This is a genomic window from Palleronia rufa, from assembly GCF_000743715.1.
Lineage (GTDB): Bacteria > Pseudomonadota > Alphaproteobacteria > Rhodobacterales > Rhodobacteraceae > Palleronia > Palleronia rufa.
The window spans coordinates 21,333-47,480 of sequence record NZ_JQEY01000007.1; the positions used below are offsets into that span (position 1 = coordinate 21,333).

25 protein-coding genes and 1 pseudogene are annotated in these 26,148 nt (G+C 69.3%); 16 read left to right on the forward strand and 10 right to left on the reverse strand.

Going from position 1 to position 26,148, the window contains the following annotated elements:
• Positions 1–2: 2 nt before the first annotated feature.
• Positions 3–980 (reverse strand): P1 family peptidase, encoded by a 978-nt coding sequence (locus tag KW83_RS10630; protein WP_036178293.1) that lies wholly within the window; start codon positions 978–980, stop codon positions 3–5.
• Positions 981–1,092: 112 nt separating this feature from the next.
• On the opposite strand from KW83_RS10630, the gene KW83_RS10635 reads away from it, so the two are divergent.
• The 3 genes from KW83_RS10635 to KW83_RS10645 are packed head-to-tail and all read left to right on the forward strand — an operon-like array spanning position 1,093 to position 2,851.
• Positions 1,093–1,671, forward strand: a complete 579-nt coding sequence (locus KW83_RS10635; RefSeq protein ID WP_051928437.1) for a DUF1523 family protein — start codon at positions 1,093–1,095, stop codon at positions 1,669–1,671.
• A gap of 47 nt (positions 1,672–1,718) precedes the next feature.
• Positions 1,719–2,519, forward strand: coding sequence for a pyrroline-5-carboxylate reductase (gene proC / locus KW83_RS10640; protein ID WP_036178295.1), 801 nt, complete (start codon positions 1,719–1,721; stop codon positions 2,517–2,519).
• Positions 2,516–2,851, forward strand: coding sequence for a tRNA-binding protein (locus tag KW83_RS10645; RefSeq protein WP_036178296.1), 336 nt, complete (start codon positions 2,516–2,518; stop codon positions 2,849–2,851). Before proC ends, KW83_RS10645 begins: the two co-directional genes overlap by 4 nt.
• Here KW83_RS10645 and KW83_RS10650 read toward each other — a convergent pair.
• The 3 genes from KW83_RS10650 to KW83_RS10660 all read right to left on the reverse strand — a co-directional run bounded on the left by KW83_RS10650 (position 2,845) and on the right by KW83_RS10660 (position 8,148).
• Complete coding sequence (locus tag KW83_RS10650) at positions 2,845–3,435, reverse strand: thymidine kinase (RefSeq protein ID WP_036178298.1); 591 nt, start codon at positions 3,433–3,435, stop codon at positions 2,845–2,847. The two genes, KW83_RS10645 and KW83_RS10650, sit on opposite strands and share 7 nt — an antisense overlap.
• Before the next feature lie 81 nt (positions 3,436–3,516).
• Positions 3,517–6,846, reverse strand: coding sequence for a carbamoyl-phosphate synthase large subunit (gene carB, locus KW83_RS10655; protein ID WP_036178301.1), 3,330 nt, complete (start codon positions 6,844–6,846; stop codon positions 3,517–3,519).
• A 96-nt stretch (positions 6,847–6,942) separates the two neighbouring features.
• Entirely contained in the window at positions 6,943–8,148 is a 1,206-nt protein-coding gene (locus KW83_RS10660) for an SAM-dependent methyltransferase (protein ID WP_036178303.1), read from the reverse strand.
• Positions 8,149–8,302: 154 nt separating this feature from the next.
• On the opposite strand from KW83_RS10660, the gene aspS reads away from it, so the two are divergent.
• Positions 8,303–10,168, forward strand: coding sequence for an aspartate--tRNA ligase (gene aspS / locus KW83_RS10665; RefSeq protein ID WP_036178304.1), 1,866 nt, complete (start codon positions 8,303–8,305; stop codon positions 10,166–10,168).
• 67 nt (positions 10,169–10,235) lie between these two features.
• Positions 10,236–10,592 (forward strand): annotated as a pseudogene (locus tag KW83_RS21930) (hypothetical protein); the annotation flags it as partial.
• Between the two features lie 59 nt (positions 10,593–10,651).
• Here KW83_RS21930 and KW83_RS10670 read toward each other — a convergent pair.
• Entirely contained in the window at positions 10,652–11,374 is a 723-nt protein-coding gene (locus tag KW83_RS10670) for a response regulator (RefSeq protein WP_036178305.1), read from the reverse strand.
• Between the two features lie 129 nt (positions 11,375–11,503).
• On the opposite strand from KW83_RS10670, the gene mce reads away from it, so the two are divergent.
• Together mce and KW83_RS10680 are read left to right on the forward strand one after the other, a co-directional pair.
• Entirely contained in the window at positions 11,504–11,908 is a 405-nt protein-coding gene (gene mce, locus KW83_RS10675) for a methylmalonyl-CoA epimerase (protein ID WP_036178307.1), read from the forward strand.
• Positions 11,908–12,204 (forward strand): DUF1467 family protein, encoded by a 297-nt coding sequence (locus KW83_RS10680; protein ID WP_036178309.1) that lies wholly within the window; start codon positions 11,908–11,910, stop codon positions 12,202–12,204. The genes mce and KW83_RS10680 overlap by 1 nt, the downstream gene beginning before the upstream one ends.
• Here KW83_RS10680 and KW83_RS10685 read toward each other — a convergent pair.
• Entirely contained in the window at positions 12,158–12,859 is a 702-nt protein-coding gene (locus tag KW83_RS10685; protein WP_036178311.1) for an EI24 domain-containing protein, read from the reverse strand. The genes KW83_RS10680 and KW83_RS10685 overlap by 47 nt on opposite strands.
• Positions 12,856–13,434: a nitroreductase family protein gene (locus KW83_RS10690; protein ID WP_036178313.1), complete on the reverse strand. Its 579-nt coding sequence runs from the start codon at positions 13,432–13,434 to the stop codon at positions 12,856–12,858. The genes KW83_RS10685 and KW83_RS10690 overlap by 4 nt, the downstream gene beginning before the upstream one ends.
• Before the next feature lie 237 nt (positions 13,435–13,671).
• Here KW83_RS10690 and KW83_RS10695 point away from each other — a divergent pair, with 237 nt between their 5' ends.
• From KW83_RS10695 to KW83_RS21475, 8 genes are all read left to right on the forward strand, one after another.
• Positions 13,672–15,096 (forward strand): FAD-binding oxidoreductase, encoded by a 1,425-nt coding sequence (locus KW83_RS10695; RefSeq protein WP_036178315.1) that lies wholly within the window; start codon positions 13,672–13,674, stop codon positions 15,094–15,096.
• Positions 15,097–15,873: 777 nt separating this feature from the next.
• A complete protein-coding gene (locus tag KW83_RS19185) occupies positions 15,874–17,073 on the forward strand; it encodes an MFS transporter (protein ID WP_051928438.1) in 1,200 nt (399 codons plus the stop codon).
• A gap of 58 nt (positions 17,074–17,131) precedes the next feature.
• The gene (locus tag KW83_RS10705) at positions 17,132–17,983 is read left to right on the forward strand and encodes a prephenate dehydrogenase (protein WP_036178317.1); all 852 of its coding nucleotides are present in this window, start codon (positions 17,132–17,134) and stop codon (positions 17,981–17,983) included.
• Positions 17,976–18,827 (forward strand): prephenate dehydratase, encoded by an 852-nt coding sequence (locus tag KW83_RS10710; protein ID WP_036178318.1) that lies wholly within the window; start codon positions 17,976–17,978, stop codon positions 18,825–18,827. The genes KW83_RS10705 and KW83_RS10710 overlap by 8 nt, the downstream gene beginning before the upstream one ends.
• Positions 18,828–19,357: 530 nt before the next feature.
• Complete coding sequence (locus KW83_RS10720) at positions 19,358–20,098, forward strand: hypothetical protein (RefSeq protein ID WP_036178322.1); 741 nt, start codon at positions 19,358–19,360, stop codon at positions 20,096–20,098.
• 230 nt (positions 20,099–20,328) lie between these two features.
• Positions 20,329–20,568 carry a hypothetical protein gene (locus KW83_RS19190; protein WP_051928439.1) on the forward strand — a complete coding sequence of 80 codons (240 nt, stop codon included), beginning with the start codon at positions 20,329–20,331 and terminating at the stop codon, positions 20,566–20,568.
• A 14-nt stretch (positions 20,569–20,582) separates the two neighbouring features.
• Entirely contained in the window at positions 20,583–21,356 is a 774-nt protein-coding gene (locus tag KW83_RS21470; RefSeq protein WP_051928440.1) for a TRAP transporter large permease subunit, read from the forward strand.
• Positions 21,353–21,745 carry a hypothetical protein gene (locus KW83_RS21475; protein ID WP_051928441.1) on the forward strand — a complete coding sequence of 131 codons (393 nt, stop codon included), beginning with the start codon at positions 21,353–21,355 and terminating at the stop codon, positions 21,743–21,745. The genes KW83_RS21470 and KW83_RS21475 overlap by 4 nt, the downstream gene beginning before the upstream one ends.
• 242 nt (positions 21,746–21,987) lie before the next feature.
• On the opposite strand, the gene hemC is transcribed toward KW83_RS21475, so the two are convergent.
• On the reverse strand, positions 21,988–22,932 hold the full coding sequence (gene hemC / locus KW83_RS10735; protein WP_036178324.1) for a hydroxymethylbilane synthase: 945 nt from the start codon (positions 22,930–22,932) through the stop codon (positions 21,988–21,990).
• Positions 22,933–23,083: 151 nt separating this feature from the next.
• Between hemC and hemE the strand changes: the two genes are divergently transcribed.
• The gene (hemE, locus tag KW83_RS10740; RefSeq protein ID WP_036178326.1) at positions 23,084–24,112 is read left to right on the forward strand and encodes a uroporphyrinogen decarboxylase; all 1,029 of its coding nucleotides are present in this window, start codon (positions 23,084–23,086) and stop codon (positions 24,110–24,112) included.
• Between the two features lie 226 nt (positions 24,113–24,338).
• On the opposite strand, the gene KW83_RS10745 is transcribed toward hemE, so the two are convergent.
• Both KW83_RS10745 and hemF read right to left on the reverse strand, forming a co-directional pair.
• A complete protein-coding gene (locus KW83_RS10745) occupies positions 24,339–24,758 on the reverse strand; it encodes a gamma-glutamylcyclotransferase family protein (protein WP_036178639.1) in 420 nt (139 codons plus the stop codon).
• 488 nt (positions 24,759–25,246) lie between these two features.
• Positions 25,247–26,128, reverse strand: coding sequence for an oxygen-dependent coproporphyrinogen oxidase (hemF, locus tag KW83_RS10755; RefSeq protein WP_036178332.1), 882 nt, complete (start codon positions 26,126–26,128; stop codon positions 25,247–25,249).
• Positions 26,129–26,148: the final 20 nt, after the last annotated feature.

Consider the following 26,148-nt stretch of genomic DNA (forward strand, 5'->3'; position numbering starts at 1 on the left):
CCTTACTCCCAAAGGGTTCGCCAGCAGGGCAGCGGGTCGTTCCGGGCAGGGGCGGCCAGAAACACCGCACGGGCGATGGAGCGGGCCAGGCAGGTGGCCGCGGCATGACCCAGCGCGGCCAGCCCGGCCGGGTCGGGCGCGGGCCGCGCGCCGGTGGAGACTGCAAAGACAAGATCGCCGTCGAACGGCGTGTGTGCGGGCAGGATCGCGCGGGCCATGCCGTCATGCGCGACGGTCGCCAGCCGGGTGGCGGTCGCGGCGTCGAGCGCGGCATCCGTGGCGACGATGGCGAGGGTCGTGGCGGTGCCGGGCGCGGACCCCTTGGTGACGGCGCAGGCGCGCTCCGGTACGCCGCGGCCGCCGAACTCCGCAGCCTCTTCGAAAGGCGCGGCCCAGAAGCGGCCCGTCCGGGGGCAGACGCAGCCGCCCATGGGATTCGCGGCGGCCAGCGCGCCCACGGTCGTGCCGTCGTCCAGAACCGCCGAGGCCGAGCCGATGCCGCCCTTCAGCGTGCCCGCCAGCGCGCCGGTTCCGGCGCCGACGGATCCCAGTTCGGGCGCGCCGCAGGCCGCGTCCAGGGCGGCGCGGCCCAGGGCGGGGTAGGGCGTGTCGATCCAGCCGGGGTCGCCGCCCGCATCCAGGTCGTAAAGGATCGCGGCCGGGACGATGGGGATGCGCCGGTCCCTGACCGCAAAGCCCCGGCCCCGTTGCCGCAGCCCCAGCGCCACGCCGTCCGCGGACGCCAGGCCATAGGCCGACCCGCCCGACAGCACCAACGCGTCCACCTCGCCGACCAGGGTGCCCGGGGCCAGAAGGTCGGTCTCCCGCGTGCCGGGCGCACCGCCCATGACGTGCACGCCGGCGGCCAGACGGCCCTCTCCCAGCAGCACGGTGACGCCGGATTTCAGCTCCGCGTCCTGGGCATGGCCCACCCGCAGGCCCGGCACGTCGGTGATGAGGTTTCGCTGGCCCGGTCGCATGGGACGGACTGTGACACGGGTCGCATCCGGGGAGAACCCGACGCGTCCATCAATACGCTTGGCCTTTGCCCCCCGGTCGCGGCATACCGGGGCGACTCACGAAGGAACCGTCATGCGGCCGATCAATATTCTCGCCCTGGTGCTGGTGATGCTGGGCGTCTTCGCCGTGCTGCACTACACGCTGCCGCAGCGCGACGTGGTGCGCATCGTGAACACCGACGTGCGGCGCATGGACTTCGGCTGGAACGCGATCTTCTACGCCGGCGCCGATGGCGGCGATGCCGCGGGCCAGAACCGCGACATCCGCTTCATCGAGACGGTGGACCCGGATGGCAGCCCGATGGTGTATCGCAACGAGGATACCGGCTGGGGCTGGCCGTTCTACTTCAAGTTCGACAGCGCCGACCTGCAGGCGCGGGCGGCCGATCTGGTGTCCAACCGCGATGCGCCGGTCTGGGTGGCGGTGACCCACTACGGCTGGCGTTCCCGGTTGCTGTCGGCGTTTCCGAACGCCACCGCGATCCGCGTGGTGGACGGGCCGGACGTGCGGTTCTTCCCCTGGCCCATGGTGCTGGCGCTGGGCGGGATCGTGCTGGTGGTGCTGCTCTTGTGGCGACTGGCGCAGATCGTGTGGCGCAACACGGTCGGGCCGCTCTTCGGAAAGGGCCGGGGCCGGGGCGACGATGCCTGACGCGACGCCCTGTACAAACCGATGGATGGAAGGCGAGGAGACCCCCCATGGACATGGACGCGTTGAAGCATCGCGGGCTGGTGATGCTGGGTTGCGGCAAGATGGGCTCGGCGATGCTGGAGGGATGGCTCAAAGGCGCGCTGGACCCCGCCGAGGTCTGGGTGATCGACCCGAACCCGTCGGATGAGCTGCGCGCCACGGACGTGCGCCTGAACGAGGATCTGCCAGAGGCGCCGGGCATGGTCCTGATCGCGGTCAAGCCGCAGCTTCTGGACGATGCGCTGCCGCAGGTCACGCACCTGGGCGGCGGCGACACGGTGGTGCTCTCTGTCGCGGCGGGCGTGACCATCGCCCGGTACGCGCAGGACTTCGGCGACGGAACGCCGGTGATCCGGGCCATGCCCAACACGCCCGCCGCGGTGGGCCGCGGCATCACCGCGCTGGTGGCCAACGAGGGTGGCCAGGGGTCGCTCGACCTTGCCGCGCGGCTGCTGGACGCGGTCGGCCAGACCGTGCGGCTTGAGTCAGAGGATCAGATGGATGCGGTGACGGCGGTCTCGGGCTCGGGTCCGGCCTATGTGTTCCACATGATAGAGGCACTGGCCGCCGCCGGTGAGGCCGAGGGCCTGTCCGCCGACTTGGCGATGGCGCTGGCCAAGGCGACCGTGGGCGGCGCGGGGCAACTGGCAGAGGACAGCCCCAAGGACCCCGGCACCCTGCGCGCCGACGTGACCTCTCCCAACGGCACCACCGAAGCCGGGCTGGAGGTGCTGATGGAGAGCCTTCCCGACCTCATGCGCCGCACGGTCGCGGCCGCCGCGGCCCGGTCGCGAGAATTGGGCGCATGACGGCCGGGTTCGACGATTTCCTCAAGCTCGACATCCGCGTGGGCCGGATCGTCGCGGCCGAGCCGTTCCCCGAAGCGCGCAAGCCCGCGATCAAGCTCAGCGTGGAATTCGGCGGAGATCTGGGGGTCAAGCGGTCCTCTGCCCAGATCACCCGGCACTACGCGCCCGAGGCGCTGATCGGCCGCCAGGTTCTGGCCGTGGTGAACTTCCCGCCGCGCCAGATCGGCCCGATGATGTCCGAGGTGCTGGTGCTGGGCGTGCCCGACGCCGACGGCGAGGTGGTGCTGATCGGCCCAGACCGGGAGGTTCCGCCGGGCGGACGGCTCTACTGAGGTGCGGCGTCGCCGGTGGCCTCGCGCCAGTGCCGGCGGCAGAGCGGCACGTAGCTCTCGTTGCCGCCGATCTGGATCTGCTCGCCGCTGGTCAGCACCCGGCCGGCGGCGTCCTGGCGCACCACCATGCTGGCCTTGCGCCCGCAGTGGCAGATGGTGCGGATCTCGCGCAGGTCGTCGGCCCAGGCCAGGAGCGCCGCCGACCCGGGGAACAGCCGGCCGCGGAAATCCACCCGGAGCCCGTAGCACATGACCGGCACGGACAGGTCGTCGGCCACGCGGGCAAGCTGCCAGACCTGTGCTTCGGTGAGAAACTGCGCCTCGTCCACGAACAGGCAGGACAGGGCCCCGCCGGACAGCCAAGCTTTCGTCCGCGCGAAAAGGTCGTCGGCCGCGTCGAATGTCTCAGCAGGAGCGCCGATGCCGATGCGGCTGCCTATCCGCCCGGCGCCGGCCCGCGCGTCGAGCCGTGCGGTCAGCAGGCGGGTGGCCATGCCACGCTCGCCGTAGTTGTGCGCGGCCTGCAAAAGCAGGGTCGATTTGCCTGCATTCATGGTGGAGTAGTGAAAATAGAGCTTGGCCATGTGACGCGGGGTAGCGCCGTGCCCGGACCGTGGCAAGCGTCCGGCACGGGCGCGCGGATCGGCGCGCGGATCTCCTCGGTTTCAACCTTGAAGCGAGCGAACCTCAATTTCCCCGGCTCTGCGGGCCTGCATGGCCAGCGCCGCCGCGTGAGACCCGGCGAGCGTGGTGTAGTAGGGGATCTTGTCGCTGAGCGCGACGGCCCGCATGGAGCGGCTGTCCTCTACCGCGCGGGCGCCTTCGGTGGTGTTCATCACCAGCGCGATGCCGCCGTCCTTCATCACGTCGACGATGGTGCGCCCGCCCTCATAGACCTTGTTGACGCGCACGGCCTCTATCGCGTTGGCAGCCAGGAACCTCTGCGTCCCGTCGGTGGCGACGATGTCGAGTCCCAGCGCGGTCAGGATGCGCGCGGTCTCGACCAGTTGCGGCGTCTTGTCCGCCTCCTTGATCGACAGGAACACCGTGCCGGCATCGGGCAGCACCACGCCCGCGCCCATCTGCGCCTTGAGGAACGCGGTGGCGAAGTCGCGGTCCCAGCCCATGACCTCTCCGGTGGAGCGCATCTCTGGACCCAGAAGCGTGTCCACGCCCGGAAAGCGGTTGAACGGCAGGACGGATTCCTTGACCGAGAACCACGGCATGTTCGGGTCCGCCAGGGTCATCGGATCTGCCAGCGGCAGGGGTTCGTCCACGGACGCGCCCGCGGGGTAGGGGGGGCGGAGGGGGAAGTTCGACAACGGCTCTCCGGCCATGAGCCGCGCGGCGATGGAGGCGATGGCCGAATCAGTGGCCTTGGCGACGAAGGGCACGGTGCGCGAGGCCCGGGGATTGACCTCGAGCACATAGATGTCGCCGTCCTTGACCGCGAACTGTACGTTCATCAGGCCGACGACGCCCAGTTTCAGCGCCATGGCGACGGCTTGGCGCTCCATCTCCTCGACCAGATCGCGGGGCAGGGTGTGCGGCGGCAGGCAGCAGGCGCTGTCGCCGGAATGAACACCGGCTTCCTCGATATGCTGCATGACGCCGGCCACGTGGACGGTCTGGCCGTCGCTGAGGCAGTCCACGTCCACCTCGACCGCGCCGGAGAGGTAGCTGTCCAGAAGCACCGGGTTCTTGCCCGATACGTCCACCGCGTCGCGAATGTAGCGTTTCAGGTGATCGGGATCGCGCACGATCTCCATGGCGCGGCCGCCGAGCACATAGGACGGGCGGATAACCAGCGGATAGCCGACCTCTTCCGCCATCGCCATCGCCTGCTCGTCGGACCGGGCCAGGCCGTTCTTGGGCTGCTTGAAGCCTAGTTCGGACAGCAGCCCCTGGAACCGCTCGCGGTCCTCCGCCAGGTCGATGGCATCGGGCGAGGTGCCGAGGATCGGGATACCGGCGTCCTGCAGGTCGTTGGCCAGCTTCAGGGGCGTCTGGCCGCCGAACTGGACGATCACGCCCTTGAGCGTGCCTTCGGATTGCTCGACGCGCAGGATCTCCATGACATGCTCGAAGGTCAGCGGCTCGAAATAGAGCCGGTCCGAGGTGTCGTAGTCGGTCGAGACGGTTTCCGGGTTGCAGTTGATCATGATCGTCTCGTAGCCCGCCTCCGACAGAGCGTAGCAGGCATGGACGCAGCAATAGTCGAACTCGATCCCCTGGCCGATCCGGTTCGGACCGCCGCCCAGGATCACGATCTTGTCGCGGCCGGAGGGGCGTGCCTCGTCCTCGACCTCGCCCATCATCGGCTCTTCGTAGGTCGAGTACATGTAGGGCGTCTGGGCCTCGAACTCGGCGGCGCAGGTGTCGATGCGCTTGAACACCCCCGTCACGCCGAGATCGTGGCGCGCACGGCGCACGGCGGTTTCGTCCTTCCCGGTGAGCGTGGCGAGGCGGGCGTCGGTGAAGCCCATCATCTTGAGGTCGCGCAGCCCGTCGGCGTCAGAGGGCAGGCCGGTCTCGCGGACCCGGTCTTCGGCCGCGACGATCTCGCGGATGCGGGCAAGAAACCAGGGATCGTATTTCGTGACCGCGTGAATGTCGTCGATGGACAAGCCGTGGCGCATGGCCTGTGCCACCACACGCAGCCGGTCGGGGGTCTGGCGGGCCAGCGCCGCGTGGATCGACGCGGGATCCGGCGCGCCGGGAATGGCGATCTCATCGAAACCCGACAGGCCGGTTTCCATCGAGGCCAGCGCCTTTTGCATCGACTCGTGGAAGGTCCGGCCGATGGCCATGGCCTCGCCCACCGATTTCATCGCCGTTGTCAGATCCGGTTTCGCGCCCGGAAACTTCTCGAAGGCGAAGCGCGGGATCTTGGTCACGACATAGTCGATGGACGGCTCGAAAGAGGCCGGCGTGACGCCGGTGATGTCGTTGTCCAGCTCGTCCAGCGTGTAGCCGACGGCCAGTTTCGCGGCGATCTTGGCGATGGGAAAGCCCGTGGCCTTGGAGGCCAGCGCGGAGGAACGCGACACCCGCGGGTTCATCTCGATCACGATCATCCGACCGTCCTCGGGGTTCACGGCCCATTGCACGTTGGAGCCGCCGGTCTCGACGCCGATCTCGCGCAGCACCGCGATCGAGGCCGCGCGCATCATCTGGTATTCCTTGTCCGTGAGCGTCAGCGCCGGGGCGACGGTGATGGAATCGCCGGTATGGACGCCCATCGGGTCCACGTTCTCGATGGCGCAGACGATGATCGCGTTGTCCGCGCGGTCGCGGACCACCTCCATCTCGAACTCCTTCCATCCCAGCAGGCTCTCGTCGATGAGGATCTGCGCCACCGGAGAGGCGTCCAGCCCGGAGCGACAGTAAAGTTCGTAATCCTCGCGGTTGTATGCCACGCCGCCCCCCGTGCCGCCCAGGGTATAGGCGGGACGGATGATGGCGGGCAGGCCGACGAATTCAATGGCCTCCATGGCCTCGGCAAGCCCGGCCTTGATATCGTAGCCCTTTTCGGTCTTCGGGGCCGCGACGATGGTGGCCCGGGGGTTCTCCAGCCCGATCTTTTCCATCGCTTCGCGGAAGAGCTTGCGATCCTCGGCCTTCTCGATGGCCTCTCGGCGGGCGCCGATCATCTCGACCCCGTATTCGGCCAGAACGCCCATTTCCTCCAGCTTCAGCGCGGTGTTCAGGCCGGTCTGACCGCCCATGGTCGGCAGAAGCGCGTCGGGCCTTTCCTTGGCGATGATCCGGGCGACGACCTGGGGCGTGATCGGCTCGATATAGGTGGCGTCGGCCAGGCCCGGATCGGTCATGATCGTCGCCGGGTTGGAGTTCACCAGGATGACCCGGTAGCCTTCTTCGCGAAGCGCCTTGCAGGCCTGGGCGCCGGAGTAATCGAATTCGCAGGCCTGGCCGATGACGATTGGACCGGCGCCGATGATCATGATGGACTGGATATCGGTACGCTTCGGCATGTCGTCCCTCCGGGGCGTGGCGCCGGACCGAAGGGGCGGGCGCAAATCGACCGGGGTTATACGCAGCCGTGGCAGGGGTGCAAGGGCGGTCGGCGCTCAGGCAAGCCCGTCCGGGTACATGTAGTCCCGCGTAATCGGAACCGCGTCGTTGCGCCGGGTCAGCTGCGCCTGGAACACGACCTGCGCACCATGGACAAAACTCATCTCCGACACCACCAGGTAGTATTTCCACATACGGCAGAATCGCGTGTCATAGAGCGCCTTGGCCGTTTCCCAGCCGGCGGCGAAGCGTCTTTCCCAATGGTTCAGCGTCTTGGCGTAGTGCAGGCGCCAGACCTCGATATCGGTGGAGACCAGCTCCTGCCGCTCGATCGCTGCGGACATCTCCGACAGGGCCGGAAGATAGCCGCCGGGAAAGATGTACTTGGCGATGAAGGGCGATGTTATGCCAGGCGGGTTCGACCGTCCGATGGTGTGGATCAGCGCCACGCCGTCCGGTGCCAGCATGTCGCGGACCTTGCCGAAATATTCATCGTAATGGGGCTGGCCGACATGCTCGAACATACCCACCGACACGATCCGGTCGAAGGTCTCCGGAATGGCGCGGTAATCCTGAAGGCGGAACGCCACCCGGTCGGACAGGTCCCGGTCGCGGGCGCGTTTCGTGGCCATCGCGTGCTGCTCGGTGGACAGGGTGACGCCCAGAACCTCGACGCCGAATTCCTCTGCCAGGGTCAGGGCCATGCCGCCCCAGCCGCAGCCGATGTCCAGCACGCGCATCCCCGGTTCCAGTTGCAGTTTCCGGGCGATATGGCGTTTCTTTTGCAGTTGCGCCTGTTCCAGCGTGTCGTTGTCGGACCGGAAATAGGCGCAGGAATACTGGCGGTCCTCGTCGAGGAATAGATCGTAGAGATCCGAAGACAGGTCGTAGTGATGGGCCACGTTCTTGCGCGCCCGGTCCATCGGATTGAACTGCGAGAACCGCCTGAGATGACGCCCGATGGCGATCTGGGCGTCCTGGGACCAGTGGCGGTGGCCCTTGCGCATGTTCGTCAGCACCATGCCCAGGAACCCGCGCAGGTCGTCGTTCTCCAGGGTGAGGCGGCCGTCCATGTACCCCTCTGCCGTCGCCAGATCGGGATTGGCGAGGATGCGCCTGACGGTGGCCTCGTCATGGATGGTGGCGGCGACCTCCGGCGCGCCCGATCCGGCGGCGAACCGGCGCCCCGATGGCAGGGTGATGCGGAGTGTCCCATCGACGACGATACTGCGCACAAGGCGCTCGAAAATGCGTTCCCACATATCCGGACTCTTCGGTTCCTTGTTCCTTGCCATCATCTTAGGGGGCAAGGCCGCGCTGTCCACATCCTGTACGCCCGCGACGACCCGGACGGTGCGCTTGACTTCCCTGGGGCGGGGATGTGTATCGCGCAGGCAACCGGAAAAGGGGATCCCGATGCACGCCTATCGCAGCCAGACCTGCGCCGCGCTCCGCAAGGGCGACGTGGGAGAGACCGTGCGCCTCTCGGGGTGGGTCCACCGGGTGCGCGACCATGGCGGCGTGCTCTTCATCGACCTTCGCGACCACTACGGGATCACCCAGGTGATCTGCGACCCGGATTCGCCGGCGTTTTCAGAGGCCGAGAAGGTCCGCTCGGAATGGTGCATCCGCGTGGACGGGACCGTGAAGGCGCGGGACGAGAGCCTGGTGAACCCCAGGCTGCCGACCGGCGAGATCGAGGTCTATTGCCGCGAGATCGAGGTGCTGGGCCGGGCCGCGGAACTGCCCCTGCCGGTCTTCGGTGAGCCCGACTACCCCGAGGAGACGCGCCTGCGCTACCGCTTCCTGGACCTGCGCCGCGAGAGTCTGCACGCCAACATGGTGCTGCGCTCGGACGTGGTGCGCGACCTGCGCGAACGGATGTGGGATCAGGGGTTCAACGAATACCAGACGCCGATCCTGACCGCCTCTTCGCCCGAGGGCGCGCGCGACTTCCTGGTGCCCTCGCGGTTGCATCCGGGCAAGTTCTACGCGCTGCCCCAGGCGCCGCAGCAGTTCAAGCAGCTGATCATGGTGTCTGGCTTCGACAGGTATTTCCAGATCGCGCCCTGTTTCCGGGATGAGGACCCCCGCGCCGACCGCTCGCCCACGGATTTCTACCAGCTCGACCTGGAGATGAGTTTCGTCGAGCAGGAGGACGTGTTCGCCACCATCGAGCCGGTGATGCGCGGCTGCTTCGAGCGGTTCGGCGGCGGCCGGAAGGTCGACCAGGTCTTTCCCCGGATCAGCTATGCCGAGGCGGCGCTGAAATACGGCACCGACAAGCCCGACCTGCGCAACCCGATCGAGATGCAGGTGGTATCGAAGCATTTCGCGGGCAGCGGCTTTGCGATCTTCGCGAGCCTGCTGGAGAAGGACGGCACGGAAATCCGGGCGATCCCCGCACCGGGCGGCGGGTCACGCAAGTTCTGCGACCGGATGAACAAGTTCGCCCAGGAGCAGGGGCTGCCGGGGATGGGCTATATCTTCTGGCGGGAGGTCGAAGCAAATCAGGAAAATCGAGACAAGATCGTCGATCCGCGCTCGCGAGAAGCCGATAGCCGAGAGATCGACGAAATACTCGATCCGAGGGATCGGACCTGGATTGTCGGCGCCGGTCCTCTCGCCAAAAACATCGGCCCGAAGCGGACCGAGGAGATCCGCCGGCAGCTTGGCCTCGGGGTGGGCGACGCCGCGTTCTTCCTGGGCGGCAGGCCGTCCGAATTCGAGGTTGTCGCGGGTCGCGCGCGGACCGTGATCGGGGAGGAGCTGGGGCTGATCGACAAGGACCGTTTCGCCTTCGCCTGGATCGTCGATTTCCCCATGTACGAGAAGGACGACGAGGGCCGCATCGACTTCAGCCACAATCCGTTCTCCATGCCGCAAGGCGGGATGGCGGCGCTGGAGGGCGATCCGCTGGGCGTGCTGGGCTATCAATACGACCTGTCCTGCAACGGGTACGAGCTGGTCTCGGGCGCGATCCGCAACCACCGGCCGGAGATCATGTTCAAGGCGTTCGAGATCGCCGGCTACCCGGAGGAAGAGGTCCGGTCCCGCTTCGGCGGCATGGTCAACGCGTTCCAGTACGGCGCCCCGCCGCACGGGGGCTGCGCGGCCGGCATCGACCGGATGGTGATGCTGCTGGCCGATGAGCAGAACATCCGCGAGGTCATCATGTTCCCGATGAACCAGCAGGCGCAGGATCTGATGATGAACGCGCCGTCGGAGCCGACGTCCGAGCAGCTCCGAGACCTTGGCCTGCGCGTCCTGCCGCGGGACTGACCTGCTGGGGAAGGGCGCCGGCCTGCTGGGGATCGCCCGCGTGTCCGCGCAGCGCGCGCTCGACCGGGTGCCGCATCTGTCCGGCTTCGCGGCCGGGCTGGGCGATACCCGGCTGGCCCACGACATGATCGGACTCGACCAGCAACTGAGGTTCGCGATCACATTCGCCCGCCGTCCCGTCCCGGGTCCGGTCGGTCGGACCGGGGGCGACCTGCCCCGGTCGCCGGTCGCGGAACTTGACGTCAGCGCGCGCTCGGAGATCGGGGCCATCGGCGGCCCCATGGTCACCCGGATCCGGCACCGTGCGGGAGCGGCGGATCTGCACCAGTCGCCCCGCGATCATCCGTTGACCGTCGCACTGCCGCGCCTGTGGTTCCGCCTGTCCAGGGCCTGGGTGATCCTGCGTGTCGCGGGTGTTGCGATCGGCAAGGCCGATTGCGACGGCCTGCACATCTGCGCCCCGCCCGATGGCCTGACCTCCGTTCAGACGGCAAGCCGCTCCGTGCCCAACCGGGCCTGCAGGATCGCGGCCAGCTTGGACATCTGTCCCATCACCGGCGCCCCGCGGTCCAGCGCTGCGTCCACGTCCTCGACCGACGCCAGAAGCTCTGCATCGCCGACCGACCGGCAGAGGCCGCGCGCGAAGTTCAGTGCATAGGCGATGGTGCTCCGGTCGCTCGACGGATCCAGCAGGTCCGCGATCAGCGCCAGATCGTCCAGAAGCGCGTTGCGGTCCGGCTCTACCGTTTCGTCGGTCAAAAGCCGCGGGCCGAGCGGGCGCGCGGACTTCGGCAGCCGGGCCAGAAGCGCGCTGTGGAACGACGACACGGATCCGAATGGTTTATCCAGGAAATCGTCGGCGCCGGCGTCGATGGCGTTGTCGCGCAGGTCGGGATCGCCAGAGGCCGCCAGCAGCGCCGGCACCCGCGGCACGGCCTTGGACAGTTGCGAGATGAGCGACAGCCCGGACCCGTCCGGCAGGCCGAGATCCACGATCACGATGGACGGGCGGTAGGAGGTCAGGTGCCGGGCCGCGGCGCGCAGGCTGTCGGCCCGCCGGATCCGGGCGCCGCCGCGCAGACACATCAGGCGCATCGTCTCTCCCGCGTGACGACTGTCCTCGACGACAAGGACGGTCTGGCCCAGAAGCGGCCGGTCGGCCGTCGGGCGATGGGCGAAGACGAAGTCGTCGGACAGATCGGTCATGGCGGTCCTCCAATTTGCGACTCACTAGGCACGAACGAGGCTAATATCGGGTTAACCGCGGCGACCGGCGGCCTTGCGGGCGGGGCGGCGCCGCGATACTCCGGCGCGCGCCGCATGAGGGAGAGGCAGATGATCGGACGACTGAACCATGTGGCCATCGCGGTTCCGGACCTTGCCGCCGCCGCCGCGCAGTATCGCGACACCCTGGGCGCGAAGGTCGGCGCCCCCCAGGACGAGCCCGATCACGGTGTCACGGTGGTCTTCGTCGATCTGCCGAACACCAAGATCGAGCTGCTGCATCCGCTGGGCGAGGACAGCCCGATCGCCGGGTTCCTGGCGAAGAACCCTTCGGGTGGAATCCACCACATCTGCTATGAGGTCGAGGACATCGAGTCCGCTCGCGACCGGCTGGTGGCGTCGGGCGCGCGGGTGCTGGGGGACGGCGCGGCGAAGACCGGCGCCCATGGCAAGCCGGTGGTGTTCCTCCACCCCAAGGATTTCAACGGCTGCCTGATCGAACTGGAGCAGGTCTGATGGGTCCGACGTCGGCACTGGTCCTCTATTCGGTCACCTGGTTCATGGTATTTTTCGTGATCCTGCCCATCGGACTTTCGACCCAGGGGGACGAGGGGCGGGTCCTCCGCGGCACCCACGCCGGCAGTCCGGCGCGTTTTCCGCTGAAGCGCAAGGTGATCCAGACGACGATCTGGGGCACGCTGATCTGGGCGATCCTGTCGGCGGTGATCCTGTCGGGCAAGATCTCTGTCCGGGATATGGATGTCTTCAACCGGATGACGCCGATCCCGGAAGCCGGTGATACAGGTGGGTAAAGGTCGCCGCCCCGAGTAGCGGCACCAGCAGGTTCACGATCGGGATGGTCAGCGGCACCGCCATCAGACAGCCCGCCAGCCAGATCCGCGCCGCGTGACGCTTTCGCAGCGCGGCCGCCCCCTCTCGCCCCAGCCGCCGCGCGGCGATCAGTTGGAAATACTCCCGCCCCAGCAGGAAACCGTTCAACGCGTAGAAAATCAGCGGCGCGAAGGGTGGCAGCAGCAGATAGGCCGCGAAGGCGGCGAGGTTGGCCAGGACCAGCACACCCAGAAAGCCAAGGCCATCGCGCAGCGCGTCGGGGATCGACAGGCGCGGGGCGGGCGGCAGATGCGGATAGTGCCGGTCCTCTACCGCATCGGTCACATCGTCGAGAAAGAGCGACGTGAAGGCCGAGGCGACGGGCACCATCATCAGACCCGACAGGAACACAAGGCCCAGCAGGGACGCGCCAGAGGCGATATCGTCCAGCCATGTCACCGGACCGATCCAGGGCAGGCGCACGCTGTCGGGCAGAAGCCAGTTCAGCCCCCAGAGAAACGCCGCCGAAAATGCCGCCAGCAGCGCCAGGGTCAGACCCAGCCCGGTCCAGAGGACCCGCTGGAAGCGCGGATCGGACAGTTGTCGAACGGCCTTCAGCGTGTCGGTCAGGATCATTCGCGGATCCAGGCGATCTTGGTCGCGGGGTCGGGACGGGGACGGTCGGGCGGGGCGGCGGTCTCTGTCCCGATGTGGATCACCCCGGCGACGAATTCGCGCGGCGCCAGGCCCAGCCCGTCCTGCTGGAACACGCGGTCGTGGCAGGCCCAGCCGGTCAGCCACTGCGCCCCCCAGCCCGCCGCCAGCGCCGCGTTCAGAAGGGCGGTGCACACGGCGCCCGCCGACAGGATCTGCTCGACCTCCGGGACGGCGGGATTGTCCACCGGCGCGCAGATCACCGCCACGGCCAGACCGCCGGTCGCATAGGCGGCACGCTGTTTTTCGATCTCCTCGGGCGTCCGGCCCAGGGCGGTGCCGCGCTCTGTCGCCAGTTCCGCAAGACGGCGCAGGGCGGGACGCTCAAGCACGATCAATCGCCAGGGTTCGAGCTTCTTGTGATCCGGAGAGCGCAGGGCCGCGGTGAGGATCGGCCCGAGCTGTTCGCGGTCCGGCACCGGCGCGGCCAGCGTCTTGGACGGGCGCGACCGGCGGTTCAGAAGGAAATCGAGGGCAGCTTCGTCGGGCGCGGGCATCGGCGGTCTCCTCTATCGCTGCCCTGATGTCGGGTGGCCCGGCGGGCGCGTCAAGGCGCTGCGCGCGCGCCACGGCAACGGTCGCGCGGGGGGGGAATGGAGGTCCCGCCCATCTGCCGGCGTCCGGCGCCGTCCTCGCGTGGGCCGGCGTGCCTGCCCACGGGATGGGGCTCGCCGGTCGCGGACCACTGGCGCGCGGGGCCGGGATCGGGAACAATGCGGGCGGGAGGTTGCCCCATGACCCTGCTCGACACTCTTGCCGGCATCGTCGGCCCCGCGCATGTCCTGACCGGAGACGATGCCGCCCCGTTCCGCCGCGACTGGACCGGAAAATATTGCGGTGAGCCGCTTTGCGCCGTGCGGCCCGGCTCCACCGCCGAAGTGTCCGCCGTGGTCCGCGCCGCCGTCGATGCCGGGGTGCCGCTGGTCCCGGTCGCCGGCAACACCGGGCTGATGGGCGGCACCCATGCGCCCGGCGCCGTCGCCCTGTCGGTCGAGCGCCTGACCGCCATCCGCGACATTCGGCCCGCCGCGCGCATCGCGGTCGTCGAGGCCGGCGTGGTGCTGGCACAGCTTCATGCGGCGGCGGAGGCGCGGGATCTGGTTTTTCCGCTGACCTTCGGGGCGAAGGGATCGGCGCGGGTGGGCGGCGTACTGGGCACCAATGCGGGCGGATCGAACGTCCTGCGCTACGGCAGTACGCGGGGCCTCTGCCTGGGGCTGGAGGTCGTCCTGCCGGACGGGCGGGTGCTCGACACCATGGCGGAACTGGCCAAGGACAACTCCGGCTACGATCTGCGCGACCTGTTCATCGGAGCGGAGGGCACGCTGGGGATCATCACGGCCGCGGTCCTGAAGCTGTTTCCCAAGCCGCTTGCCTACGCGACGGCCATGGTCGCCGTGCCTTCGGTCGGTGAGGCGCTGGTGCTGCTGAACCGCCTGCAGGAGGCGACGGGCGGCGCGGTGGAGGCGTTCGAATACATGCCCGGCAGCTATTTCGGGGCGCTCGCGGCCCACATGCCGCAGATGCGCCAGCCGTTCAAACGCCTCCATGACCATGCGGTGATGGTCGAGGTCGGCGCCACCGCGCCGCGCGACGCGACACCCGGACCGGACGGTGCGGTGCCCGTGCAGGCCTATCTGGAGGAGGTGCTGGGCCAGATGATCGAGGCCGGCGCCGCGCTCGACGCGACCGTGGCGCGGTCAGAGGCGCAGCGGCGCGCGATCTGGGCCCTGCGCGAGATCGCCGGTGAGCTGACCGTCGCCGGCGGCCCGTCCATGTTGACCGACATCTCCGTTCCGCTGGACCGGGTCGAGACGTTCCTGGACCGCGCCTATGCCGCGCTGGAGGCGGACGATCCCGACGTGCGCCACCTCGTCGTCAGTCACCTGGGCGACGGCAATGTGCATCTGGCGATCTGGCCCTCCGAAGGGGTCGCGGGGCACGAGCGGGTTCTGGAGATCGTCGAGGACATCACCGCCGACCTGGGCGGGTCGTTTTCGGCCGAGCACGGGATCGGGCTGGGCAAGCGCGGCGCCATGGCCCGGCGCAAGGATCCGGTGGCGCTGGACGTGATGGGCCGGATCAAGGCGGCGCTCGATCCCGGGGGACTGATGAACCCGGGCAAGGTCCTGCCCGGGCGCGGGGGGATGTCAGGCTGACTGGATTGCACGATGCACGCCATCCGGTGGGCAAGTCCGTCGACCGGGTTTTCCGCCCCCTGATGGACAGATTCCGGTCCCGACCCGGACCTTGAAAGGCGTGGTCTTGCTGGACCGCTCCGGCGGTCCCGACCGACCAGGCAAGGCTGTCCGCGCCGTGATCCGCTGGGTACGCGCGCATCTGCGCCTGCCGCCGCGCCGCCGCCGACCGTGGAACACGGTCGACGGAGTTCGCCAATTTCAGGGGGGTGCCGGAGGAACCGCCGACCGCGGGCGGGCGGCGGCCTGGCGTCGGATCGACACACTGCACGGCGGCGCAACTCGACAGGATGGCGCGGTCATGCGGGATGCGCGCCGGACCGGCCTTGTCGGTCCTGCGCGTCTGCGCGGCGCAGGAGGCGACGGCCTCGCGCACCGGGCGGCGATCACGCTTAACCGCGTACGGCAGGCCTGTTTCCGCGTCGGTCCCTTGCAGTATCGTCCGCCCCGCGATGGCGGATGCGGGATCGGATGCGGCGCCCGCGCGAGGCGGTGCCCGATGTCCCGTTCCCCGCGCGCAGCTGCTGCGGCAGCTCGACCCGTCCGGCGATGCTGTCCTACGCCACATCGCCCTTCGGGGAGGGGTAATGGGCCCTTGCCGACGGTCCGCCGATGATGTCGCCAGCGCACCGGCCGCATGGTGGCTTTGCCAACGATCCGACCGCAAGCGGGCCCGCGCGGGGATCTGTTGCGCGCGGCACGTGCCGATGCGACATGGCGCTCCGAAAGGAGCCGGCCATGCGTGCGCTCGCCCTCATCCTGCGCGATCCGGCGCTGGCGCTGATCGCCGTGGCGATATTGGCGTTCGGCTCCTTCGCGGCCTCCATCGCGCCCTACCAGTCGCTGATGGCGGTGACGTGGTTCGGCCTGCCGGACGCGGCGTTCTCGGCGATCTATGCCGCCGGCTCGGCGTTGAGCCTGCTCTGCGCGATCGGCGTGGGCGTGCTGACCGACCGCACCGGGCGGCGGCGGAACGCGGCACGGCTGGCGGCGCTGGCCGGGATCGTGGGACCGCTGCTGGTATGGACCACCGGAGCCACATGGGCCTATGTCCTTGCCCACACCCTGATCTTTCCCGTCAGCGCGACGCTCTTCGCGCAGCTCTTCACCCTGGCGCGGCTCGCCGCCTCGACCCAGCCGGAGGAGGACCGCGCCGCGATCCTTGTGACCATCCGCGCGCTCTTCGCGGTGCCCTGGGTGACGGTGCTGCCGCTCTGGTCCTGGGCCTTCGGACAGGGGCTGCCGTTGATCTCGGTCTATCTGGCCTGCGCCGCCGCCTCGGCGCTGACCTTCACGGTTTTCGTGGCGTTCTGGCCGCAGGACGGCCGGACGCGGTGGTCGGACGCCGCGTCTGGCCTGTCGGTCGGCGCCGCCCTGTCGGAACTCGCGGCAGGCGCGATCCTGGTCAGGACGGCGCTTCTGGGTGCGACACTCTCCGGCATCCAGCTCTACCTGATCCTTACCGGGCTGGTCCTGACGTCCATTCCGGGTCGCGACACCGGCGATGTCGCGCTTTTCGCCGGTGCGGTCGCGGGGCTGGAAATTCCGTTCATGCTGGCGCTCGCCGCCCCCCTGCGCCGTTTCGGCAAGGTGCGGATCATCGCGGCCGGCGCGCTGATCCATGCCGTCTTCCTGGCCGTCTTTCCGGTGCTGGGCGCCACGCCGGCGGTCTGGGCGCTGCCTCTGGTCGCGGCCATGGGTGCGTCGGCGATCCTGACCGTGCCGCTCCAGTATCTCCAGGATCTGCTGGACGCGCGGCCAGGCGCGGGCGGATCGCTCATCGCGCTCTGCACGCTCAGCGCGCAGATGCTCAGTGCGGCCGTATTCGCGCTGGGCACCGCGCTGGGAGGCTACGCGGCGGTCTCCTGGATGGGGGCCGCGATGGTGGCGTCGGGCGGGCTGGGGCTGCTCTGGGTGGACCGGGACCGGCGGGCATAGGGCCATTGTGTTCGCGCCCCACCCCTGTAAGACGGAGACCGGATTTCGAGGGGACCCCATGGACGCGCCCAAGCGCATCGGCATCGTCGGCACTGGCCTGATCGGCGCGGCTTTCGCGGCACTCGTCGCCCGGCGCGCGCCCGGCGTCACGATCGAGGCGGTCGAGCCCAAGGGTTCCTACCGCGAGGCCGTGGGCGCACGGCTTCCCAATCTCAGATGGCAGCATTGCGCGTCCGAACTCGACCGCTGCGACATGGTGTTCCTGGCCTGTCCGCCCGATACGGTCGTGCCCGTGGCGCGACAGGTGCTGGAGGCGGGCAAGGGGCTGGTCGTCGATTTCGCCTCGACCAAGGGGCGCATCGTCGCCGACCTGTCCGACGCGCCCCGTTTCATCGGCGCGCACCCATTGGCGGGCGGCAACCGGCCCGGTCCGTTCCGTGCCGAACCGGACGCGCTGACCGCCGCCAAGGTCGTGCTGACCCCCCATGACGGCAACGACGAAGCCGACGTCGAACGGGTGGAGCGGTTCCTTGCCAGCCTCGGCTGCACGGTCGTGCGGATCGATGCGACGGCGCATGACACGCTGCTGGCGCGGACCTCCCATCTGCCGCACCTTCTGGCCTATGGCTATGCCGGTCTGTTGGCGCGCATGGATGAGGGCGAGCTTGGCGCCTTCGCCTCCCGCTCGACCCGTGAGATCAGCCGCTTCGCCAGCCTCAACACGCGCATGTGGGCGCAGATCTTCGACCAGAACGCCGAGGCCGTGTCCTCGGCGCTCGACGAGCTGATCGTCGAACTGATGGACCTCAGAAACGCCTTTGCCGGGGCGCGGGCCGGGCGGGTCGAGCCATCGCTCGCCGACGCCGCGCGCATCTCGGAGATACTCAACGGGAGCAACGACGATGACTAGGATCGGCTATCTCGGCCAGCCGGGCAGCTACTCGCACAACGCCGCGACCCTGCTGCGGCCCGACAGCGACCATGTGAGCTACCCCAGCTTCGAGGATCTTGTCGCCGCCTGCGAGCGCGAGGAGGTGACCGAGGCCGTGCTGCCGCTGGAGAACTCCGAGTCCGGCCGGATCCCCGACGTCCATCGCCTGGTGGTCTCCATGGAACTGTTCGTGGTGGGCGAACTGCTGCTCGACGTGTCGCACTGCCTGGTGACCTGCGGCCCGGCCGTGGAGGCCGAGATCCACTCGATCTTTTCCCACCCCCAGGGGTTCCTGCAATCGTCGCGGTTCCTCAAGGAGCGCTTTCCCGACGCGCAGCGCCGGACCCGCTCGGACACCGCCAGCGCGGTCAAGGAGGTCGTGGCCTCCGGCGACCGGCACCTTGCGGCGATCGGCTCTCCGTTCGCGGCCGAGCATTACGGGGCCACGATCCTGCACAAGAACATCTCGAACCGCGAGGATAACATCACTCGCTTCGTGATCGTCGGAAAGGACGCGGTCACCGATCCGGGCCATGACATGTCCTCGATGATCATCCAGGTGGGTCACAAGCCCGGCAGCCTGGTGCAGGCGCTGGCGGTGTTCGGCAGCCACGCCGTGAATATCACCAAGCTGGAGACCTACATGATCTCGGAGCGGACAGAGCTTCCGACCTTCTACCTCGACATCGGTTGCAGCGGCGAGGCCGAGAACCTCATCGCCGCCATGCGGGACATGGAGCCGCATATCTCCTACTCCAAGTTCCTCGGCTCCTACAAATCCGACCCGCGCCGAAACGGCCGCAACGGCTTCCTCAGGCCCTGAGTTCCGGTGCCACGATCCCAGATCCGGACCGTTGCGGCGTCGATCCCGGCCGTCCTCACCGCCCGGGTGGCGGTGTTCGGCTGGCCGCGGGTGGCCAGGGCCGGTCTGATCGAGCGGACCGCCGAGGCTGTTCCGAAAGCGGTGGGGCTCGTTCCGGTTTTCCCGCTGGCCGGGTCCCGGCTGAAGTCGCAACACGACCGCAAGATCCCGGACGACCGTCACCATGTGGCCCTGACCAACAGCCCGCACCGCAACGAGAAATACGGCTGGTTGCGGGTCCTCTCCGGCAACGCGCTGGGCGATTGCACGCGGCGGGACGGGATCAATATCCCTTGCAGCCTGACCCTTTACGACGACTCCGGTCCCGGCGCCGCTGGCCGGTCATCGCCAGCGAGCATGACGGCCGGCGTCGGCGCACCTGGGCGCGGGGGGTGGACGACACGTCGGTGTCCCGCGGCAGGATGTATGCCGCACGCCCTCGCAGCACGCCAAGAGACCTGGATCCGCCGGGAACCCGAAAGGACCATGTGATGAGAAATCCGAAATATGACGAAATCCCCTTTTTCATCCCCGAGGAGAGCGCCAAGTTCGACCGCTTCGCCCGCGGCAGGCCATTGACAGAGCTGGGAAAGCTGGTGCTTTCCGTGCGCAACGCAGAGCATCTGGGCGCGGCTGCTGAGCCGATGGCCGCGGCGTTCCTGGTGACCAACCTGCTGCTGATGAGCCAGGCGCAGAGGCGGATCGCCAAGCTGGTGATCCTGGACATGGAGGGCACCGACCGCGCCGCATTGTTCCCTGTTACCAACGCGTTGCGCTACTACCTGATGGAGGATTACACCCAGCTCGACAATTTCGACACCTGGGTTGCGTCGGTGGGATCGGTGGCGCGGGTGTCGGACCGGCTCCGGGCGGAACTGAGCGATCTGTCTGATTTCATGACCTCGTCCGAGCTGGGCGACGCCGGTTCCAGCCAGCGCAAGGCAGAGACGATGCTGGCCGTGCGCTCACCGGAATTCGCGGAAGATCAAGGGTTTGCGGCCGATGTGTCGAACCCGTTCTTCGCCCGCTTCCGGGCCGGGGCGGATGCCAGCACCGATGTGGTCAGCCAGTCCGTCTATGGCGAGTCGTTCTCGCTCCGGGTCGCCAATTCGCGCGATGTGATCGTCATCGAGATCGACGGCCGCCACGCCGAGACCGCCATTGCCCAGTGGATCGCCCGGCTCGACGCGGTGCTCGACAAGGCCCTATTGGGGCTGAAACCGGCCGGCTGACGGCTGTCGGATTCCTGTAAGAGAAATGTAAGAGTCCTGTCGGAGTCCGGCGCGGACTGCGGGGCCGTCGCCGGCCGGGCAGGGGGGCGCGATCACCGCGCGCGATACTCCGCGCCGTGACGATCCGGGGCATCCGGTCCCATCCGGTTGCCCCGCTTGCAGAGCCATGTCGTGTCCGCCTGACAGGGGGGGGCGACCGCCACAGCCTCCGGTTCAGGGGGGGGCGCCGCGTGATCCTCCGCACCACCCATGCGATCAACCGGATGGTCGGTCGGATCGTCGCCGTCCTGGCGGGCGTCATCGTCTGCGGCGTCGTGATGCGCTGGACCTTCGACGCGCCGAAGAGATGGGCGTTCGGCCTGTTGCGGCACCTCCGGGGGTTCTGTGTCATCCTGCTGGGCGGTGAAGCCCTGCGCCACCAGTCCCATGTCCGGTCGACCTGCCGATCGGGCGGGTCTCTCCGGGCCTGACCCGGATCGTCGCGTTGCCGGGATGCCGGATCCTCTTCGCTCCGTTCGCCTGGGTGTTCATGACCCGGTCCTGCGACTTCGCCGCCACCTCATGGGCCCGGCGCGCGACGACCTGGGGCGCGCTGGCGTTGCCGGTCTATCCGCCGAGGGCCGCGCTCTGCCTGGCGGCGGTGCTGCTGCTGATCCGGGGCGTCGCCGACGTGCCGAAGATCGCCCTGGACCGCCAGCAGGACGCCGATGCCGGCCCGGGCGGCGGATCCATCGCGCCGGTGATGTTCGGCCTGCCGGTGCCGGGGCCGATGACGGTCCATCCGCTGGCCTTGGTGCCGGGCGAAACGGCGGTGCCGGGCGCGTTCATGGCCGGCAAGCCGACGGTCCTTGGCATCGTCCTCAACCGGACCTTCGGCGATGTGCTGGACGACGACGCCCGGACCGCGATCCCGTTTTTCGTGCTCATGGCGCAGGTCCTGAGCAATTCGGGCGTCACCGACGAGATGTTCGAAAGCCTCAGGATGCTCATGTCGAACGTGCGCGGCGGGCTGGCGCTGGCGGTGGTGTCCATCTCTATCCTGCTGGCGGCCACGATCGGCATCATCGGCGCGTCGATCACCGTCACGGGCGTCATGGCGCTGCGCCCGATGCTGCAACGCGGCTATTCGCCGACCCTGACGAACGGGGTGATCGCGGCCTCGGGCTGCCGGGGGGCCCTGATCCCGCCGTGGATCGTGCTGAACCCCTTGGCGCCTGTTCCACGCTGTCGGTCGGAGAGCTTTTTGCGTAAGCGATGATCCCCGGCGTCATGCCGGTGCCGCTCGACGCGGGCTGGGTGGCCGTACTGGCGGCGTTTCGCCCCGACATGGGTCCGTCCGTCCAGCCACGGGACATGTCGCCGCGCGGCCAGTTCTGCCTGATGCCGATAAAAGGGGCCGTGCCGACGCTGTTGCCGGTCGTCGGTATCCTCGGCTCTCTGCTGGCCGGAATCGCCACGGCGGCGACCGGGGCATCGGTGCGGCCCTGGCACCGGTCATCGTGCTGGCGTTCCATGACGACCCGTTCTGCCACGAGGACCGCGGCCGCGGCGCTTGCCGCCGGGCTGGCCAGTGCGGCCCATATCCGCTGTCGTCGCTGGAGCCGATCGGGTTCGGCCGCTCCTTCGTGGATCTGGCCAACAAGCTGACCGGCGACGACCCGACCATCGCGTTCTTCGGGGGCGGCCGCCTGGTCCCTGCCGGAGAGAGTATCCCGACAACGACGCCAAGTGGCGCGAGGGCTCGGCGCCCTACAACCGGGGGCGTACCGCCGACGGCCCCTCCGCCGAAGGGCCCAGCGCCTGCGCCGAGGGCCCCTGACGGCCGCCGCCCGTCCGGTCCGTCCGCCTTAGCGCGGCGCGGACGGGCGGTCCGCGTCGGGCGGCGCGGGTCATGCCGCCTTCCAGTCGAAGAACCCCTCTCCGGCCCGGGACAGAAGGCCGCGGGCCAGGGCGCGGCCCAGGTCGGCGCCGTCGGATGCCGGGCCGGTGACCTCATCGGCCAGGCATTCCGAGCCGTCGGTGCGCAGGATCTCTCCGCGGAGGCGGAGCGTGGTTCCGGTGAGTTCGGCCAGCCCGGCGATGGGGGTCTCGCACGAGCCGTCGAGCGCCGCGAGATATGCGCGTTCGGCGGCCAGGCGCGTGCCGGTGTCGGCGTCGTGGATGGCCGACAGCATCTCTGCGGTGGCCGTGTCGTCGCCGCGCCGCTCTATGCCGATGGCGCCCTGGGCCACGGCGGGAAGCATCTGCCCCTCCGGGATCGGCGCGCGGGGCACGTCGTCCGCGCCCAGCCGGTTGAGGCCGGCCATGGCCAGGAAGGTGGCGGCGGCGACCCCATCGGCCAGCTTGGCGAGCCGGGTCTGCACATTGCCGCGGAACTCGACGATGGTCAGGTCCGGGCGGCGGTGCAGAAGCTGGGACTTGCGGCGGAGCGAGGACGTGCCGACCTGCGCGCCCTGCGGCAGATCCGCCAGCGCGCCGCCGGTCAGGGAGATGAAGGCGTCGCGGGGATCCTCACGCGGCAGGTAGGTGTCGAGCACCAGGCCGCCGGGCTGGTCCACCGGCATGTCCTTCATCGAGTGAACGGCGATGTCGATGGCGCCGGACAGCAGCGCGTCCTCGATCTCGCGGGTGAAGAGGCCCTTGCCGCCGATCTCCTTGAGGGGCCGGTCGATGATCCTGTCGCCGGTGGTCTTGATGACCACGATGGAGAAGGACTCGAACGGCAGGTCGAAGGCGGTGGCCAGCCGGTCGCGGGTCTCGTTCGCCTGGGCGAGCGCCAGGGGGGAGCCGCGGGTGCCGATCTTGAGCGGGGACAGGGGCGTGGGCATCTGCATGGGCCATGGGTAGCGGCGGGCGCGGCCATGGGCAAACCATAAACGCCCCGCGGTCGGAAGCGCCCGGCTGTCGGAAGCGCCCCGGCTGTCGGAAACGCTTGACACCGGCGCCGGGCGACCCGACCAAACGGCGACGCCAGGGGAGGGCAGGATGGCCGGAAAGACACTGTTGCGCGCGCTGGCCGGCGAGGTGCTGGAGGTGCCGCCCGCGTGGATGATGCGCCAGGCGGGACGCTACCTGCCGGAATACAAGGCGACGCGGGCGCAGGCGGGGGATTTCCTGTCGCTGTGCTACACGCCGGATCTGGCGGCGGAGGTGACGCTGCAGCCGATCCGGCGCTTCGGCTTCGACGCGGCGATCCTGTTCGCCGATATCCTTCTGGTGCCCCAGGCCCTGGGCGCGGACCTGTGGTTCGTGACCGGAGAGGGGCCGCGCCTGGGGCCGGTGGACACGGCCGCCGGGGTGGCGGCGCTGAAACCGGCCGGGGACGTGCATGAGGTGCTGTCGCCGGTCTATGAGACGCTGCGGATCCTGTCGCGGGAGCTGCCCCGGGACGTGGCGCTGATCGGCTTTGCCGGGGCGCCCTGGACGGTGGCGACCTACATGATCGCCGGACGCGGCACCCCGGACCAGGCCCCCGCCCACGCGCTCAAGGACGGCGACCGGGCGACGTTCGAGGCGCTTCTGGAGCGGATCACGGCGGCGACGGTGGAGTATCTGTCCGCCCAGATCGACGCCGGGGCGGAGGTGGTGAAGCTTTTCGACAGCTGGGCCGGATCGCTGGGGGCCGAGGATTTCCGCCGCTACGCCCTGGAGCCGGCCAGGCGCATCATCGCCGAGCTGAAGGCGCGGCATCCCGGCGTTCCGGTGATCGCCTTTCCGCGCGGCGCGAAAGACGCCTATGCGGGATTCGCGCGGGCGACCGGCGCGGATTGCGTGGCGCTGGATCAGGGCGTGGACGCGGAATGGGCCGCGAGGCGGGTGCAGGTGGACGGCTGCGTGCAGGGCAATCTGGACCCGTCGCATATGGTCACCGGCGGGCAGGCGCTGGTCGACGAGGTGCTGCGCATCCGGCAGGCGTTCGGGGGCGGACCGCATGTGTTCAACCTGGGACACGGGATCACGCCCGATGCGGATCCCGACAACGTGGCCCTGATGCTGGAGACGCTGCGCAGCTGAGGCGGGCCGCTTCGGCCCGATCCCGGCCGATCATGCGTGAAGCCAGGCCCGGTCCGCAGACCCGCGGACACGCCCTTCGCAGACGGTTCCCGCCCGGGCCGCGTGCGCCGCAGCGGTCCGCGACGGCTCCGGCGCGTGCGGCCCGGGGCCGGCGCCCCGGCGCCGTTCGGGCGGAGGGCCGGGCGCCCTGACGATCCGCTTCGCGGATCGGCCGGGAGGCGGCGGATCAGCCGTCCTGGGGCGCGTTGAAGGTTTCCGCCCAGTCGCCCGACCGGATGATCTGACGCGGATCGACGTCGTGGAGGTAGATGTAGGCCCAGGCCTCCACCGGGCCGGAGCGGGTGCTGATCCGGCGACGCTCTCGCTTGTATTCGGGGGGGCCGTCGTCGAACAGCCCCTCGTAGTCGTCGAGGACGTCCATCAGCCCCGGGGTGGAGAGTTCCCAGACCTCTCCGTGCGCCTTGCCGGGCGCGCCTTCGACCAGGGCGGGATACCAGCCGACGGAGTAGAGCGTGCCGGGCAGTGTGCCTTCGCACAGGAACGTGGCGCCGTTGCGGAAGGCGAGCGTCGCCTCGTTGTTGATGAAGCCGCGACGCAGGGTTCCGTAGACGAAAACCTTGTCGCCGAGATAGGGGTCCGTGCTCATCGCCCGCGACCTAAGGCCCGGGCGCGCGCTGTCCACGGCGGACATGGCCCGCCGCGGCGTCCCGGAGCGGCGCGCAGGGGCGGTGCCGGTCAGACCGGCGCTTGACCCGCGGCGCCGCGGTCGTGGCCTCTGCATCGGCGCCCGAAACGGTGCCGCCGGAGTTGTCGAACCCGTGCGTGAGCGTCTCCGTGCCCGCGGAGGCTGTGCCGACGGGAAAGACCTCATGCCCGGCGCCGCAGCAGCATCCGTCGCTGCCGTCGGAGCCGCCGTCGGCCGGGGTTCGCGTCTGCCCTGGCGTCGCCGCCGGGAAGGTCGTCGAGGTTCCGCCCGCTTTCGAAACCAGCGCGCAGACCCGCCCGCATGACCGTATCCACATCCGCCGCCGCCGGTTTCGAGGTCGGTCCGGGCGGGACTCTCCGTGACGTTCGATAGGCCCAAACGCTCAACTCGGGGTCAAGGTGGCGGCAGGCGGGACCCGCGCTGTCGCGTCAGGTCCACTTTGCCAGGGGCGGCAGGCTCATCAGGACGGCATCGGCGTCGTGGCCGGTTTCCAGCCCGAACCTGGTGCCCCGGTCGTAGACCAGGTTGTATTCGGCGTAGAGCCCGCGATGGACAAGCTGCGCGTCGCGGTCGGCAGCCGTGAACGGCGTGGCGCGCCGCCGCTCGGCCAGCGGAAGCCAGGCCGGCAGGAAGGCCTGGCCGATGTCGCGGGTCAGGGCGAAATCGGCCTCCCAGTCGCCGGTGCAGCGGTCGTCCATGAAGATGCCGCCGACGCCGCGCGCGCGGCCCCGGTGGGGGATGAAGAAATACTCGTCCGCCCAGGTCTTGAGCCATGGGTAGATGTCGGTCCCGTGGGGGTCGAGATGGGCGCGGAGCGTGTCGTGGAAATGGGCGGTGTCCTCTGGATGGTCGAGGCAGGGGTTCAGGTCCTCTCCGCCGCCGAACCACCAGGCGTGCGGCGTCCAGAACATGCGGGTGTTCATGTGCACCGCGGGGACATGCGGGTTCTGCATATGCGCCACCAGGCTGATTCCGGCGGCCCAGAAGCGCGGATCCTCGGCCATGCCGGGCAGACCCTTGCGCGCGGCCATGGCGGCCTGCGCCCGTTCGCCAAGGGTGCCGTGGACCTCCGACACGTTGACGCCGACCTTTTCGAACACGCGGCCGCCGCGCATGACGCTCATCAGCCCGCCGCCCGCGTCGCTGCCGTCGTCCGACGCGCGCCGCGTCCGGGACAGCGCGAAGCGGCCGGGGGCCATGTCGGCGAACGGACCGGCGGTGTGGCTGTCCTCCAGCGCCTCGAAGGCAGTCACGATACGGTCGCGCAACTCCCGGAACCAGGCGCTGGCGCGGGACTTTTCGGCGGCCATCCCAGGGCTTCCGGCGGGGC

Bases quoted from the DNA above. Each gene is read 5' to 3' on its own strand.
- hemF (WP_036178332.1), bottom strand. From the start codon at position 26,128: ATGGCCGCCGAAAAGTCCCGCGCCAGCGCCTGGTTCCGGGAGTTGCGC.
- KW83_RS10635 (WP_051928437.1), top strand. From the start codon at position 1,093: ATGCGGCCGATCAATATTCTCGCCCTGGTGCTGGTGATGCTGGGCGTC.
- KW83_RS10650 (WP_036178298.1), bottom strand. From the start codon at position 3,435: ATGGCCAAGCTCTATTTTCACTACTCCACCATGAATGCAGGCAAATCG.
- KW83_RS10630 (WP_036178293.1), bottom strand. From the start codon at position 980: ATGCGACCGGGCCAGCGAAACCTCATCACCGACGTGCCGGGCCTGCGG.
- KW83_RS10695 (WP_036178315.1), top strand. From the start codon at position 13,672: ATGACCCTGCTCGACACTCTTGCCGGCATCGTCGGCCCCGCGCATGTC.
- KW83_RS10645 (WP_036178296.1), top strand. From the start codon at position 2,516: ATGACGGCCGGGTTCGACGATTTCCTCAAGCTCGACATCCGCGTGGGC.
- KW83_RS21475 (WP_051928441.1), top strand. From the start codon at position 21,353: ATGATCCCCGGCGTCATGCCGGTGCCGCTCGACGCGGGCTGGGTGGCC.
- aspS (WP_036178304.1), top strand. From the start codon at position 8,303: ATGCACGCCTATCGCAGCCAGACCTGCGCCGCGCTCCGCAAGGGCGAC.
- KW83_RS19185 (WP_051928438.1), top strand. From the start codon at position 15,874: ATGCGTGCGCTCGCCCTCATCCTGCGCGATCCGGCGCTGGCGCTGATC.
- KW83_RS10710 (WP_036178318.1), top strand. From the start codon at position 17,976: ATGACTAGGATCGGCTATCTCGGCCAGCCGGGCAGCTACTCGCACAAC.
- proC (WP_036178295.1), top strand. From the start codon at position 1,719: ATGGACATGGACGCGTTGAAGCATCGCGGGCTGGTGATGCTGGGTTGC.
- KW83_RS10670 (WP_036178305.1), bottom strand. From the start codon at position 11,374: ATGACCGATCTGTCCGACGACTTCGTCTTCGCCCATCGCCCGACGGCC.
- KW83_RS10690 (WP_036178313.1), bottom strand. From the start codon at position 13,434: ATGCCCGCGCCCGACGAAGCTGCCCTCGATTTCCTTCTGAACCGCCGG.
- KW83_RS10720 (WP_036178322.1), top strand. From the start codon at position 19,358: ATGAGAAATCCGAAATATGACGAAATCCCCTTTTTCATCCCCGAGGAG.
- mce (WP_036178307.1), top strand. From the start codon at position 11,504: ATGATCGGACGACTGAACCATGTGGCCATCGCGGTTCCGGACCTTGCC.
- KW83_RS10685 (WP_036178311.1), bottom strand. From the start codon at position 12,859: ATGATCCTGACCGACACGCTGAAGGCCGTTCGACAACTGTCCGATCCG.
- KW83_RS10705 (WP_036178317.1), top strand. From the start codon at position 17,132: ATGGACGCGCCCAAGCGCATCGGCATCGTCGGCACTGGCCTGATCGGC.
- KW83_RS10660 (WP_036178303.1), bottom strand. From the start codon at position 8,148: ATGTGGGAACGCATTTTCGAGCGCCTTGTGCGCAGTATCGTCGTCGAT.
- carB (WP_036178301.1), bottom strand. From the start codon at position 6,846: ATGCCGAAGCGTACCGATATCCAGTCCATCATGATCATCGGCGCCGGT.
- hemC (WP_036178324.1), bottom strand. From the start codon at position 22,932: ATGCAGATGCCCACGCCCCTGTCCCCGCTCAAGATCGGCACCCGCGGC.
- KW83_RS10745 (WP_036178639.1), bottom strand. From the start codon at position 24,758: ATGAGCACGGACCCCTATCTCGGCGACAAGGTTTTCGTCTACGGAACC.
- KW83_RS10680 (WP_036178309.1), top strand. From the start codon at position 11,908: ATGGGTCCGACGTCGGCACTGGTCCTCTATTCGGTCACCTGGTTCATG.
- hemE (WP_036178326.1), top strand. From the start codon at position 23,084: ATGGCCGGAAAGACACTGTTGCGCGCGCTGGCCGGCGAGGTGCTGGAG.